Genomic DNA, 13817 nt, shown 5'->3' on the forward strand with positions numbered 1-13817 from the left:
ACATGGGACTACGGCAAAAAGTCCTGGTCGTCGATGACGAGCCGGACATCCGCGAACTCCTGGAAATCACCCTGGGACGGATGAAACTCGAGACCTTCAGTGCCCGCAATGTTGCCGAGGCGCTGGCGCTATTGAAACGCGAGACCTTCGACCTGTGCCTGACCGACATGCGTATGCCGGACGGCTCCGGCCTTGAGCTGGTGCAATACATCCAGCAACGTTATCCACAGGTGCCCGTGGCGATGATCACGGCTTATGGCAGCCTCGACACCGCGATCAATGCGCTCAAGGCCGGGGCCTTCGACTTTTTGACCAAACCGGTGGACCTCACCCGCCTGCGCGAACTGGTCACCAACGCCCTGCTGCTCCCCGTAGCAGAGGTCGCCATTGACCGACGTTTGCTCGGTGATTCATTGCCGATGCGCACGCTACGCAAGCACATCACCAAACTGGCGCGCAGTCAGGCACCGGTGTACATCAGTGGCGAATCCGGTAGCGGTAAAGAATTGGTCGCGCGCCTGATCCATGACCAGGGCCCCCGCGCCAACCAACCGTTCATTCCGATCAACTGCGGAGCGATTCCGTCGGAACTGATGGAAAGCGAGTTTTTTGGCCACCGCAAAGGCAGCTTCAGCGGTGCCATCGAAGACAAGCCCGGCCTGTTCCAGGCGGCCCAAGGCGGTACCCTTTTCCTCGACGAAGTGGCTGATCTGCCACTGGCGATGCAAGTCAAACTGTTGCGCGCCATTCAGGAAAAAGCCGTGCGTCGTGTCGGCGGGCAGCAGGAGACGTTGGTTGATGTACGCATCCTTTGTGCAACGCACAAGGACCTGGATGCCGAAGTCGCCGCCGAGCGCTTTCGACAGGATCTGTACTACCGCTTGAACGTCATCGAGATTCGAGTGCCACCTTTGCGCGAGCGCCGCGATGACATCGAAACACTGTCCAGTCACATGCTCAAACGCCTCGCCGCCGACACCGGTCAACCTGCGGCAAAACTCCACCCGCAAGCCCTCGATGCGCTGAAAAGCTACCGCTTCCCTGGCAACGTCCGGGAGCTGGAAAACATGCTCGAACGTGCGCATACGTTGTGCGAGAACAAGCAGATCGAAGCGAGCGACTTGCGCCTGGCCGAAGGCAACTGCGCCGTCGAAGGCGGCCTGCCGGATCTGACGCAGATCGACAATCTGGAAACCTATCTGGAAAACGTCGAACGCCAGTTGCTGCTTCAGGCGCTGGAAGAAACCCGCTGGAACCGCACGGCGGCGGCTCAGCGGTTGAACCTTTCGTTCAGGTCGATGCGGTATCGATTGAAGAAATTAGGGTTGGATTAAGCATTAAAGATCGCAGCCTTCGGCAGCGCCTGCATGGCTGCGATCTTTTGACTTTACGTCAGATCCGCCCGCTCGGCGCATACGGCGCCGGATCAATAATCGGCGCCCGCCCCAGCATCACATCGGCAAACAACTGACACGATGCTGGCGCCAGCACCAACCCGTTACGGTAGTGCCCGCAGTTGAGCCAGAGCCCTTCAAACCCCGGTACTCGACCGATGTAAGGAATGCCTTCCGGCGATCCCGGGCGTAATCCGGCCCAATGTCCGACCACTTCGGCGTCGGCCAGGGCAGGAATCAATTCCTCCGCCGAGGCCTTGAGGCTTTCCAGCGCCGACCGGGTGGGTGTCTTGTCGAAACCTTCATGTTCCAGTGTGCTGCCGATCAGGATGTGACCATCGCGCCGGGGTATCGCATAACGCCCCTTGGCCAGAACGATACTCGGCAGGAAATCCGCCGCGCACTTGTAGAGGATCATCTGCCCTTTCACGGGCTCGACGGGCAGTTCAAGGCCCAGGCCCTTGAGCAGATCACCGCTCCATGCGCCTGCGGTCAAGACCACTTGATCGCCATGGATGACACCAGTGGCCGTGTGCACGCCGACCACTTTATCGCCGTCACGAACAAACCCGCTGACTTCGCATTGCTCATGAATCGTCACGTTCGGCAGCGCCAGCAACGCGGCCTTCAGCGACTTCACCAGGCGTGGATTACGCACATTGGCCACATCGGCCATGTGGATCGCCCGGGAAAAACCGCCGCCCAGCACCGGAACCGCGTCGTGAGCCGCCGAGATATCCACAGCCCTCAAAGGACGGTTTTCCCGAACGGCCCAAGCCAGCGCTTCGGCCTCGTCATTCAGGTCGAGCCAGTACAGGCCAGTGATATGCACTTCAGGATCGACGCCAGTCGCTGCAAACAAGCGCTCGCCCAGCTGTGGATAAAAATCCTGGGACCAATGAGCCAACGCAGTCACTGCCGGGCTGTAGCGCCACGGGTAAAGTGGCGAAACGATCCCGCCGCCGGCCCAGGAAGATTCCTGGCCGACGCTCGAACGATCCAGCAGCACAACACTCTGCACTTCGGACGCCAGATTGAATGCCGTCAGCAAACCAATCACACCGCCGCCGACAATCACCACTTGCTGTTGCCTGGTCATGTTCTGATCCAACCATTCATTAGACATAGGGCGCAAAAGGCACCCGAAAGAAATCTCAACGCCCCCAGCAATCCTTGGTGGTCAGGCCGGATGCGGCGTTGACCATGCCGAGCACACCGGTGTTGGTGATGGTGAAATCACCACACTTGTCTGTGGCCATGCTGCCGTCCGCCTTGCGCACAGCCGTCAGCAGGAAGGACTGGTCGGTCAGCGTCGAAGTGATCGTGTAGTAGTCGTTGCCGGGGCTCAGGCCGGCAGCACCGGTGTAGGCATTTTTTTGCGAGTAGAAGCGTTCAAGCATCTGCGCTTGTTCAGACAGCAGCCCGGCCACTTCGGCGCGTCGCCCTTTCTGCAGATATTCGGTAAAACTCGGTGCAGCAATGGTCATGACAATACCGATGATTGCAATCACGATCATGATTTCGATCAGGGTAAAGCCGCGGTTGAATCTGTGCATGCCTCAACTCTCACTTACTGTATTTGTCGCCACATGATGCGACGGCTGCCGCCGCCGGTTTTTTCCACCCCTTGGGCGTTGTCGCCACTGGAGTCACTGTCGATTTCGGTGTTGTCATCGTCAATGGCGCTTGTGTCCTCTCCGACAAACACAACCCCGCTTGAAATCGCATCGGGGTTATCGACCACGCCATCGCCATTACTGTCGAGCATCTTAACGCTGAACGCCTCGGGCAGCTTCAGGCAGATTGGTCTCAACCCCACTTTGTCGTGATAGAAACCATACCAGTGACCAGAGGCCAGGCAACGCTCCCGGTTCAGGGCGGGCTTGTCCGGCGGTGAAAAGGACCAGGCGGGAACTGCAAGACACATCGCCAAAACAGCGCCGCACACACGAATCCGAAAACCTACGCGCTGCTCAATATTTCGCATAAGTGCTCTCCACCACACTGCGAGAACTGCCCACAATGCCTACCGCTGTTACCCGGTACAGCGTCGCTGGCGTATTGATCGGCACGTTCACCACATTTCGTACGACACCTAAATTTTGCACGCCATAAAAGCCCTTGCCGGATGCGATCCACGTCACCCCCGACGTGGTATTGAACCCTGCTGCCGTTATCACCGACGACTCAGCCGGTGGCGCGCATTGGCGAACACCGCTGCACACCGGCAGCGAATAGCTGTCTCGCTGCACTGCGCTTTCGCCCACTCGCAGCACGGCTTCGGCGCTCTGGAACGTTTGATTGCGCAGAGCCACACTGCCGGCCATTTTTTCCTGCAGCGTGGCACTCTGCATCGATGAAATGCCGATCAGCGTCAGCAACAACAAAAACACCAGACTGACCAGCAGCGCCATGCCGCGCTCGGATTGGCAACTCATTGATCGCCCTCTCACAGCAAGCGGTTGCGCAAGGCGGCAACCACATTGAAGGTTTGATCACGGACCCTGTGGTTGGGGTCATACAGCGTCAGCGTCAGACGAACGCTGCGGATGCGCGCAGGGTCCGTCGGGTTGCTGCTGTAACTGGACGCGCCGATGTCAGTGGCGGAACTGGCGAGACCGAAGCTCACATCGAACGCACTGACATTATTCACCAGCACCTGTTGCGCGCCCTCTCCGCTCCCCATCGACAGTTGATTGTTGCTGAAGCGGTAAATCACCCGCCGGATCGGAAACGCCAGTTGCCCCGGTGGGGGCGTCGAGGCCTCGCTATGTGCCGTTGCACTGTTGCGACAATCGGAAATCACCGTCCAGCTGGGCTTGCCGCCATTGCTGCCGACATCCGCCGTTATCAACGTCAATTTGCGGGCGGAGTTGTCCCAACGAATCGGCGACATCTGGCTTGCCGCGAAGTCCTTTTTCAAGCTCGAATCGGTGATCGTCCCCTGGCAGCCGAACATGCCGACCATACGGATTTCCTGGATCAGTTTGCTCAGCACGAAACGCGCATCTTCCTGCATGGTGGCTGCGGCGTTCTGGCTGAGATACGTGTTTTTGGACGCGATGAACACTTGCACTACACCCAGCACGACGATCAGGCTCAGCGCCAGGGCGATCAGCAATTCGATGAGGCCAAAGCCTTTGCTGCCGCGGCTCACGGGGTCATCACCGGGTCGACGGTTGCGCGGCTGGTCAGGACGAAACTGCGTCGCGAATCAGCCATGTTGGCCGCTCGCGAGTCGTACCATTCGATGGTGATCGTGTACACCCGTTGATTGACGGTGATGCTGCCGGTGGCAGTGGGGCCGCCAAAACCGATGATATTGGTGTTGAAGTCGTAAAGATCCTGATCCCGGGTAACGTTCAGGTTGCCCGACGCGGGTGGCGCAACGGTGTAATCGGCAGTCGCGTTGGCGCGAATGCGGTCCATCATGTCGTAGGCGATAAAGCTCGCCTGGCTGCTCATGCGTGAACTGTCCGTGTACTTCAGCGCATTGAGCTGTAATGCCGCCGCCCCCAGCAACCCCACGCCGAGTATCAACAACGCCACCAGGACCTCGATCAGCGTCATGCCCTTTTGTACAGACCTGCTCCCTGCCCTCATCCGCAACTTCCACCCAAAAGAATCCGTCCGTTCAAACACACATTCAGCGTCCTGCTTTGCTCGCCCAGCACATGACTGATCACCACCCCTGTGGACGGTGATGACAACCCGCCCAGTGGATCGAAATCGATGGCAGTGACCTCTGAGGTTAGCGTCAGGTTTGCACCGCTGCTCATCGCCGGAATAACCCGCAACACATTGGCCAATTTGCCAGTACCGTCATAAACCGCCAGCGCCCCGGTCCAGACACTGTCCCCTGCCATCGGTCGAAGCCGCGTAGTGGCGCCTCGATCGATGGCCTCGAGTCGGGCGAAGTTCAAGCCGCGTTGCAGATCATTGATTTCGGTATCAGCCTTGGTCGATTGCGCCGACCGGGTAAATGCCGGCACGGCCAGCGTCATCAGTACCAGCAAGATCGCAATTGCGAGCAGCAACTCGATCAGCGTGAAACCTTTTGTACGATGATCCATCGATGTCCTCCGTTGCCGTCGGCTATACCTGCATTAACACGCCTGCACATTCGGCCGGCGCTCACACAAGGAACGCGTAAGCCACAGCACTCCAGGGAGGAGGACGTCATGCATCAACGAGGTTTCAGCCTGATTGAACTGCTCATGGGACTGGCAATTGCCGGAATTGTTCTGCAATTGGTCAGCCCGGCGTTTGCTGCACTCAATGAATCGAACCATCGCGAGCAAGCCGCACAGTCGCTTTACGGTGGAATACGCACCGCCAGGACCGAAGCCATCACCCGCAATCAGGCCGTGGTGATCTACGGCATCAACGGCGACTGGAGCCAGGGCTGGCGGATCATTCTGGATATCAGTGGCAAGGGGTATAAGGACAGCCAAAATCCGCTGCTGGCCGAGCGTCTGAGCGCTGCGCAAGTGCCCGTTGCCGGGAATCAAACTGTCCGGCACTTCGTCAGATTCAGCAGTTTGGGCGAACCGCAGTTCGCCAAAGGGGGCTTTCAAGCGGGGACGTTACACATTTGCGCAGCCCACGAACCGGTGAGCCACCAGCAAGTCGTGCTGGCGCCCTCCGGTCGCGTCAGTCTGCGCAGCGACAAGGCTGAACAGGCGTTATGCACAGAAGGGAAGAAACTCAGAGCAGCGAGCGGACGCGCAACTCTTTAGGCATCGAGAACGTGATGTTCTCTTCGCGACCAGCCAGCTCGTCGGCACCGGTGGCGCCCCAAGCCTGCAACTGCTGGATCACGCCACGCACCAGCACTTCCGGAGCAGAAGCGCCCGCGGTGATACCAATACGCTCTACACCGTCGAACCAGCTCTTTTGCAGGTCTTCGGCGCCGTCGATCAGATAGGCCGGCGTAGACATGCGCTCGGCGAGTTCGCGCAGGCGATTGGAGTTGGAGCTGTTCGGGCTGCCGACCACCAATACCACATCGCACTCGTCGGCCAGTTGCTTGACTGCGTCCTGACGGTTTTGCGTGGCGTAGCAGATGTCATCTTTGCGCGGACCACCGATGGCCGGGAAACGCGCACGCAGTGCGTCGATAACGCGACTGGTATCGTCCATCGACAGCGTGGTCTGGGTCACGAACGCGAGCTTTTCCGGGTTATTCACCTGCAACGCAGCCACATCTTTCTCGTCTTCGACCAGATAGATCGCGCCGCCATTGCCCTCGTCGTACTGGCCCATGGTGCCTTCGACTTCCGGGTGACCGGCATGGCCGATAAGGATGCACTCACGGCCGTCACGACTGTACCGCGCAACTTCGATATGGACTTTGGTCACCAGCGGGCAAGTGGCGTCGAATACTTTCAGCCCACGCCCCGTCGCTTCAGTACGCACGGCCTGGGAAACGCCGTGGGCGCTGAAGATCACGATGACATCGTCTGGCACCTGATCCAGTTCTTCGACAAAGATCGCGCCACGGGAGCGCAGGTCTTCGACGACAAACTTGTTGTGGACCACTTCATGGCGCACATAGATCGGTGGCCCGAAAACTTCCAGGGCGCGGTTGACGATTTCGATCGCCCGGTCCACACCGGCGCAGAAGCCACGGGGATTGGCGAGTTTGATTTGCATGCTGTGCCTCGTGTCTTGCGCGCGAAAACAATGAAAAACCATTGTGGGAACGAGCCTGCTGTGGCGAGGGGGCTTGCCCCCGTTCGATTGCGTAGCAATCGTAAACAGACACCGCAGGCTCATTCAGAAGCGACGCGGCCGATTTCAGGGGCGCTTCGCACCCCAACGGGGGCAAGCCCCCTCGCCACAAAGGCTCGCGCCCACATTTTTGATCGTGTCCGATCAGTTACATTACAGCGCTTTGACGGAAATGATTTCCACGTCAAAGGTCAAGGTCTTGCCAGCCAACGGGTGGTTGAAGTCGATGGTCACTTGAGCATCGTCGAACTCTTTCACCACGCCAGGCAATTCAGTATTGGCCGCATCGTTGAAGATCACCAGCAAACCGGGCGACAGCTCCATGTCCTGGAACTGCGAGCGCGGGATGATCTGTACGTTTTGCGGGTTCGGCTGGCCGAAAGCGTTTTCCGGCTCGATGTTCAGCGTGCGCTTGTCACCGGCCTTGAAACCGAACAATGCCGCTTCGAAACCTGGCAACAGGTTGCCATCACCGACTTTGAAGGTCGCCGGGGCTTTGTCGAAGGTGCTGTCCACCGTGTCGCCGTTCTCCAGGCGCAATGCGAAGTGCAAGGTGACTTCCGTGTTCTGGCCGATGCGTTGCTCAGCCAATACCTGTTCAGTCATTTACGGCTTCTCCGGTCTTTTTACTTTTGAACATGTCCAGTGCCAGCATTACCGCACCAACCGTGATGGCGCTGTCGGCAACGTTGAAGGCCGGGAAACGCCAGCGATCCTGCCAATGCACCAGAATGAAATCGATCACATGGCCCAGGGCAATGCGGTCATACAAATTGCCTAGCGCGCCACCCAACACCAGTGCCAGGGCAACTGCCAGCCAGGTTTCGTTGCGTCCCAGACGCTTGAGCCAGACCACCAGCACTGCACTGACCACGATGGCGATCAGGGCAAACAACCAGCGCTGCCAGCCAGAGCTGTCAGCCAGGAAGCTGAACGCAGCGCCAGTGTTGTAGGCCAGGGTCCAGCTGAACAAATCGGGAATCACGACGATCTGCTGATACATCTCAAGCTTGCCTTCGAAGTAAAACTTGCTGGCCTGGTCGATGACCAGAACCAGCAGGCTCAACCAAAGCCAGCTCAGCCGTCCGAAACGGCCAATGGCATTAGGCATAGTGACGAACCTCGCCTGCGCCGCTGATGTTATCGACACAACGGCCGCAGATTTCAGGATGCTCCGGGTTCACGCCGACGTCTTCACGGCAGTGCCAGCAACGGGCGCACTTGGCGTGGCTCGACTTGACGATTTGCAGCTTCAAGCCGCCGACTTCGGTCACCACGGCATTGGCCGGCGCTTGCACCAGCGGTGCAACAGCGGCGGTCGAGGTGATCAGTACAAAGCGCAGCTCGTTGCTCAGCTTGGCCAGATCGGCGCTCAGCGCGTCTTCGGCGAACAGTGTCACTTCGGCCTGCAGGTTGCCACCGACAGCCTTGGCGGCGCGCTGGATTTCCATTTCCTTGTTGACCGCAACCTTCACGGCCATGATCCGGTCCCAATACGCGCGACCCAGTTCGAAACCTTCCGGCAATTCGGTCAGGCCTTCGTACCAGGTGTTGAGCATTACCGACTCGTTACGCTCACCCGGCAGGTATTGCCACAGCTCGTCGGCGGTGAAGGCCAGGATCGGTGCGATCCAGCGAACCAGCGCTTCGGAGATGTGGAACAGCGCGGTTTGCGCCGAACGACGGGCCTTGCTGTTGGCGCCGGTGGTGTACTGGCGGTCCTTGATGATGTCGAGGTAAAAACCACCCAGCTCCTGCACGCAGAAGTTGTGGATCTTCGAGTACACGTTCCAGAAACGGTATTCGCCGTAGTGCTCTTGCAGCTCGCGCTGCAGCAGCAAGGTGCGGTCCACGGCCCAACGGTCCAGCGCGAGCATTTCTTCGGCTGGCAGGATGTCGGTCGCCGGGTTGAAGCCGGTCAGGTTCGACAGCAGGAAGCGCGCGGTGTTACGAATACGCCGGTAGGCGTCCGCACTGCGTTGCAGGATCTGCTCGGAAACGGCCATTTCGCCCGAATAGTCGGTCGATGCAACCCACAGACGCATGATGTCGGCGCCCAGGGTGTCGTTGACTTTCTGCGGTGCAATGACGTTGCCCAGGGACTTGGACATTTTGCGGCCGGACTCGTCGACGGTGAAGCCGTGAGTCAGCAGCTCGCGATACGGCGCGTGGTTGTCGATGGCGCAACCGGTCAGCAGGGACGAGTGGAACCAGCCACGGTGCTGGTCCGAACCTTCCAGGTACAGGTCGGCGCGCGGACCGGTTTCGTGGCCCATAGGGTGCGAACCGCGCAGGACATGCCAGTGCGTGGTGCCCGAATCGAACCAGACGTCCAGCGTGTCGCTGATCTTGTCGTACTGCGGCGCTTCATCGCCCAGCAGCTCGGCGGCGTCCAGCTTGAACCAGGCCTCGATGCCTTCGACTTCAACGCGCTTGGCGACTTCTTCCATCAGTTCAACGGTACGAGGGTGCAGCTCGCCGCTTTCCTTGTTCAGGAAAAACGGGATCGGCACGCCCCAGTTGCGCTGACGGGAAATGCACCAGTCAGGACGGTTGGCGATCATCGAGTGCAGACGCGCCTGGCCCCAGGCCGGAACGAACTGAGTCTCTTCGATGGCTTTGAGCGAGCGCTGGCGCAGGGTGTCGCCAGTCACTGGCTGCTTGTCCATGCCGATGAACCACTGCGCGGTGGCGCGGTAGATCAGCGGGGTCTTGTGGCGCCAGCAGTGCATGTAGCTGTGTTCGATGATGGTGGTGTGCAGCAGCGCACCGACTTCAGTCAGCTTGTCGACGATGGCCGGGTTGGCCTTCCAGATGAACTGGCCGCCGAAGAACTCCAGCGAGGTCGCGTACACGCCGTTGCTCTGGACCGGATTGAGGATGTCGTCGTTGACCATGCCGTACTTCTTGCAGGTCACGAAGTCGTCCACGCCATAGGCCGGAGCGGAGTGAACCACACCAGTGCCAGCGCCCAGCTCAACGTAGTCGGCCAGGTAAACCGGCGACAGACGGTCGTAGAACGGGTGACGGAAATTGATCAGTTCCAGTGCTTTACCGGTCGTGGTCGCAATGACCGAACCTTGCAGCGAGTAGCGCGCCAGGCACGACTCGACCAGCTCTTCAGCCAGCACCAGCAGTTTGTCGCCGACATCGACCAGGGCGTAGTTGAATTCAGGGTGAACGTTCAGCGCCTGGTTGGCCGGGATGGTCCACGGGGTGGTGGTCCAGATCACGATCGAGGCAGGCTTGGCCAGCGACGGCAGGCCGAAAGCGGCAGCCAGTTGGGCTTCATCGGCAATCGGGAACGCCACGTCGATGGTCGAGGACTTCTTGTTCTCGTACTCGACTTCCGCTTCAGCCAGGGCCGAACCGCAGTCGAAGCACCAGTTCACAGGCTTCAAGCCCTTGAACACGAAACCGCCCTTGACGATTTCGGCCAAGGCGCGGATTTCACCGGCCTCGTTCTTGAAGTCCATGGTCTTGTACGGGTTGGCGAAGTCGCCCAGCACGCCGAGACGGATGAACTCGGACTTCTGGCCTTCGATCTGCTCCGTGGCGTAGGCCCGGCACAGTTCGCGGGTCTTGTCCGCGCCCAGGTTCTTGCCGTGGGTCACTTCGACTTTGTGCTCGATCGGCAGACCGTGGCAGTCCCAGCCCGGAACATAAGGCGCATCGAAACCCGACAGGGTCTTCGAGCGGATGATCATGTCCTTGAGAATCTTGTTCAGCGCATGACCGATGTGAATCGAGCCGTTGGCGTACGGAGGGCCGTCGTGCAATACGAACTTCGGACGATCCTTGCCAATCTCGCGCAACTTTCCGTACAGGCCAATACTGTCCCAGCGCTGCAGAATCTGCGGTTCGCGCTGTGGCAGGCCGGCCTTCATTGGGAAGGCGGTGTCCGGAAGGTTTAGCGTGGCTTTATAGTCGGTCATTTAAGGCTCTTCATTAGCGATGGGCGCTAGGTGCGGCTAGTGCACGGGCGGCGGCGACATCCGCGCTGATCGCCGTTTTCAGCGCCTCCAGAGAGGCGAAACGCTGCTCTTCACGCAGCTTGTGGTGGAAAACCACCGTTAACCGCCGGTCATACAGATCGCCGGCAAAATCTAAAAGATGTACTTCCAGGTGGGCTTTGCCATCACCTTGGACCGTAGGCCGCACGCCGATATTGGCGACGCCGGGGCAGTTCTTGCCGTCGATCTCGACGTCGACCAGGTACACCCCGGTGAACGGCACACGACGGCGTTTGAGTTGAATATTGGCGGTGGGTGTACCCAACTGCCGGGCGAGCTTCTGACCATGCAACACCCGACCGGCGATCCGGTAAGGTCGACCCAGCAGACGTTCGGCCAGGGCGAAGTCAGCGGCGGCCAGAGCGTTACGCACCTGCGTGCTGCTGACACGGATGCCATCCAGTTCGACTGTCTGCGCCGCTTCAACGGTAAAACCCTGAACCATGCCGGCCTGCAGCAGAAAATCGAAATCCCCTGCCCGGTCACAGCCGAAACGGAAGTCGTCACCGACCTCCAGATGCTGCACGCCGAGGCCGTCCACCAGAATGGTATCGACGAACTCACTGGCGCTGAGCTTGCTCAGACGCTGGTTGAAAGCCAGGCACAAAACGCGATCAACGCCTTCGGCGGCCAACAACTGCAGTTTGTCCCGCAGGCGGGCCAGACGGGCCGGTGCGGTGTCCGGAGCAAAGAACTCGCGCGGTTGCGGCTCGAAAATCACCACGCAGCTGGGCACGCCCAACTCGAGCGCACGCTCACGCAGCCGCGCCAGGATAGCCTGGTGGCCACGGTGTACACCGTCAAAGTTGCCAATAGTGGCGACGCAGCCCCGATGCTGGGGGCGCAGATTGTGGAGGCCTCGAACCAGCTGCATAACGCGCTTCTTGCTCATAAAGTGGTCGATTATAACCACACCCGGCGGCCGACGACAGGCAACACCGTAACCCAAAGTGATCGAGCCGACCAAACCGTCGGCTCGCCCCTGTTTATTGAGGCCCGAACCTCAGCCCAGCGTCTTGCGATTGAAGTCGCGCAAACGAAAGCCCATCAACACTAACATGCCGAAATACGTCACCACACCAGCGGCCACCAAGGCACCCAGGCGCAGGAAACGCTCGAGCATCTGCCCCTCGCCCCAGGCCGGCATGAAATGCATCCCGGCCAGCAATACGCCAGACATCACCGAGACCGCGATCACCAGCTTCAAGCCGAACTTCGCCCAGCCCGGTTGCGGCTGGTACATCTGCTGCTTGCGCAGTTGATAGAACAACAGCCCCGCATTCAGGCAGGCACCGGCACTGATAGCCAGCGCCAGACCGGCGTGAGCCAATGGCCCGATCAGCATCAGGTTGAACAATTGAGTCACGACGAGCGTGAAAATCGCGATTTTTACCGGCGTCCGGATGTTTTGTTGCGCATAAAAGCCGGGAGCCAGCACTTTGATCACAATAATCCCCAGCAATCCGACCGAATAGGCAATCAGGGCACGCTGGGTCATCGCCGCGTCAAACGCACTGAACTGGCCGTACTGGAACAACGAAACCGTCAATGGCTCGGCCAGAATCCCCAACGCCAGGGAACACGGCAGCACCAGCACAAAGCACAGGCGCAGCCCCCAATCGAGGATGCGCGAATACTCGTGGCGATCCTTGCTGGCATAGGTTTTGGCCAGCGTTGGCAACAGAATCGTACCCAGCGCCACGCCCAGTACGCCGGACGGCAATTCCATCAAACGGTCGGCGTAGTACATCCACGACACGGAGCCGGCGACCAGGAACGAAGCAAAAATGGTGTTGATGATCAGCGAGATCTGGCTCACCGACACGCCGAGAATCGCCGGCAACATCTGCTTCATCACCCGCCAGACGCCGCTGTCGCGCAGACTCAGGCGCGGCAGCACCAGCATGCCGATTTTTTTCAGGTGCGGCAGCTGATAGAGCAACTGCGCCAATCCGCCCGCCAATACGGCCCAGCCGAGCGCCATCACGGGAGGATCGAAGTACGGCGTCAGAAACAGCGCAAAGATGATCATGCTGACGTTCAGCAGGGTCGGCACAAAGGCCGGCACCGAAAAACGGTTCCAGGTATTGAGGACCGCGCCAGCCAGTGAGGATAAGGAAATCAGCAGAATGTAGGGAAAGGTGACCCGCAGCAGGCTGGTAGTCAGCTCGAATTTTTCCGGTGTATCGGTGAAACCCGGTGCCGTCACCCAGATAATCCACGGCGCAGCAATCATCCCCAGCACCGTCACCAGCGCCAGCACGAGCGTCAGCAGGCCCGAGACATAAGCGATAAAGGTTCGTGTCGCCTCCTCACCCTGCTGGCTCTTGTATTCGGCAAGAATCGGCACGAATGCTTGAGAAAACGCCCCCTCGGCGAAAATCCGGCGCAGCAGATTGGGCAGTTTGAAGGCGATAAAGAAGGCGTCAGTCGCCATTCCCGCGCCAAATGTGCGCGCAATGAGGGTGTCACGAACAAACCCAAGAACCCGGGAAAGCATTGTGATAGAGCTGACGGCGGCCAACGATTTGAGCAGATTCATTGAAAGAGTTTGTGCCTGTCGATAAACAGCAGGCGAATAAAGCGCCCACTTATGCGATACTCCGCGCCGCAACAGCACAGAGCCAAAGCTCGCGAGTTTACAGGTCGCACGCTGGAAAGAAATCTCCAAGCTTGC

15 protein-coding genes are annotated in these 13817 nt (G+C 59.3%); 2 read left to right on the forward strand and 13 right to left on the reverse strand.

Translation table 11 applies throughout. The features are described 5' to 3' along the window. Nucleotides 1–2: 2 nt before the first annotated feature. A complete protein-coding gene (locus tag CKW19_RS06565) occupies nucleotides 3–1334 on the forward strand; it encodes a sigma-54 dependent transcriptional regulator (protein WP_095057157.1) in 1332 nt (443 codons plus the stop codon). Nucleotides 1335–1392: 58 nt separating this feature from the next. Here CKW19_RS06565 and thiO read toward each other — a convergent pair whose 3' ends face one another. The 7 genes from thiO to CKW19_RS06600 are packed head-to-tail and all read right to left on the reverse strand — an operon-like array spanning nucleotide 1393 to nucleotide 5467. Next, complete coding sequence (gene thiO / locus CKW19_RS06570) at nucleotides 1393–2493, reverse strand: glycine oxidase ThiO (RefSeq protein ID WP_095057158.1); 1101 nt, start codon at nucleotides 2491–2493, stop codon at nucleotides 1393–1395. 55 nt (nucleotides 2494–2548) lie between these two features. Beyond that, nucleotides 2549–2950, reverse strand: a complete 402-nt coding sequence (locus CKW19_RS06575) for a type IV pilin protein (RefSeq protein WP_095057159.1) — start codon at nucleotides 2948–2950, stop codon at nucleotides 2549–2551. Between the two features lie 14 nt (nucleotides 2951–2964). After that, nucleotides 2965–3381: a hypothetical protein gene (locus CKW19_RS06580; RefSeq protein WP_095057160.1), complete on the reverse strand. Its 417-nt coding sequence runs from the start codon at nucleotides 3379–3381 to the stop codon at nucleotides 2965–2967. Beyond that, nucleotides 3368–3832 carry a PilX N-terminal domain-containing pilus assembly protein gene (locus tag CKW19_RS06585; RefSeq protein WP_371856312.1) on the reverse strand — a complete coding sequence of 155 codons (465 nt, stop codon included), beginning with the start codon at nucleotides 3830–3832 and terminating at the stop codon, nucleotides 3368–3370. Before CKW19_RS06585 ends, CKW19_RS06580 begins: the two co-directional genes overlap by 14 nt. An 11-nt stretch (nucleotides 3833–3843) precedes the next feature. Then, on the reverse strand, nucleotides 3844–4551 hold the full coding sequence (locus CKW19_RS06590; RefSeq protein WP_095057162.1) for a PilW family protein: 708 nt from the start codon (nucleotides 4549–4551) through the stop codon (nucleotides 3844–3846). Then, nucleotides 4548–4997 carry a type IV pilus modification protein PilV gene (pilV, locus tag CKW19_RS06595; protein WP_095057163.1) on the reverse strand — a complete coding sequence of 150 codons (450 nt, stop codon included), beginning with the start codon at nucleotides 4995–4997 and terminating at the stop codon, nucleotides 4548–4550. Before pilV ends, CKW19_RS06590 begins: the two co-directional genes overlap by 4 nt. Continuing rightward, nucleotides 4994–5467: a GspH/FimT family protein gene (locus tag CKW19_RS06600; RefSeq protein ID WP_095057164.1), complete on the reverse strand. Its 474-nt coding sequence runs from the start codon at nucleotides 5465–5467 to the stop codon at nucleotides 4994–4996. The genes pilV and CKW19_RS06600 overlap by 4 nt, the downstream gene beginning before the upstream one ends. A 108-nt stretch (nucleotides 5468–5575) precedes the next feature. Between CKW19_RS06600 and CKW19_RS06605 the strand changes: the two genes are divergently transcribed. Further along, nucleotides 5576–6133: a GspH/FimT family pseudopilin gene (locus CKW19_RS06605; RefSeq protein WP_095057165.1), complete on the forward strand. Its 558-nt coding sequence runs from the start codon at nucleotides 5576–5578 to the stop codon at nucleotides 6131–6133. On the opposite strand, the gene ispH is transcribed toward CKW19_RS06605, so the two are convergent. From ispH to murJ, 6 genes are all read right to left on the reverse strand, one after another. Next, a complete protein-coding gene (gene ispH, locus CKW19_RS06610) occupies nucleotides 6102–7049 on the reverse strand; it encodes a 4-hydroxy-3-methylbut-2-enyl diphosphate reductase (RefSeq protein ID WP_095057166.1) in 948 nt (315 codons plus the stop codon). The two genes, CKW19_RS06605 and ispH, sit on opposite strands and share 32 nt — an antisense overlap. Before the next feature lie 231 nt (nucleotides 7050–7280). Further along, nucleotides 7281–7718 carry an FKBP-type peptidyl-prolyl cis-trans isomerase gene (gene fkpB, locus CKW19_RS06620; RefSeq protein WP_177408785.1) on the reverse strand — a complete coding sequence of 146 codons (438 nt, stop codon included), beginning with the start codon at nucleotides 7716–7718 and terminating at the stop codon, nucleotides 7281–7283. Between the two features lie 7 nt (nucleotides 7719–7725). Next, nucleotides 7726–8238: a signal peptidase II gene (lspA, locus tag CKW19_RS06625; protein ID WP_095057168.1), complete on the reverse strand. Its 513-nt coding sequence runs from the start codon at nucleotides 8236–8238 to the stop codon at nucleotides 7726–7728. Continuing rightward, the gene (gene ileS, locus CKW19_RS06630) at nucleotides 8231–11062 is read right to left on the reverse strand and encodes an isoleucine--tRNA ligase (RefSeq protein WP_095057169.1); all 2832 of its coding nucleotides are present in this window, start codon (nucleotides 11060–11062) and stop codon (nucleotides 8231–8233) included. Before ileS ends, lspA begins: the two co-directional genes overlap by 8 nt. A gap of 13 nt (nucleotides 11063–11075) precedes the next feature. Further along, nucleotides 11076–12014: a bifunctional riboflavin kinase/FAD synthetase gene (ribF, locus tag CKW19_RS06635; RefSeq protein WP_095057170.1), complete on the reverse strand. Its 939-nt coding sequence runs from the start codon at nucleotides 12012–12014 to the stop codon at nucleotides 11076–11078. A 129-nt stretch (nucleotides 12015–12143) separates the two neighbouring features. Continuing rightward, nucleotides 12144–13682: a murein biosynthesis integral membrane protein MurJ gene (gene murJ / locus CKW19_RS06640; RefSeq protein WP_095057171.1), complete on the reverse strand. Its 1539-nt coding sequence runs from the start codon at nucleotides 13680–13682 to the stop codon at nucleotides 12144–12146. Nucleotides 13683–13817: the final 135 nt, after the last annotated feature.

The organism is Pseudomonas sp. Irchel s3f7 (genome assembly GCF_900187615.1).
Classification (GTDB): Bacteria; Pseudomonadota; Gammaproteobacteria; order Pseudomonadales; family Pseudomonadaceae; genus Aquipseudomonas.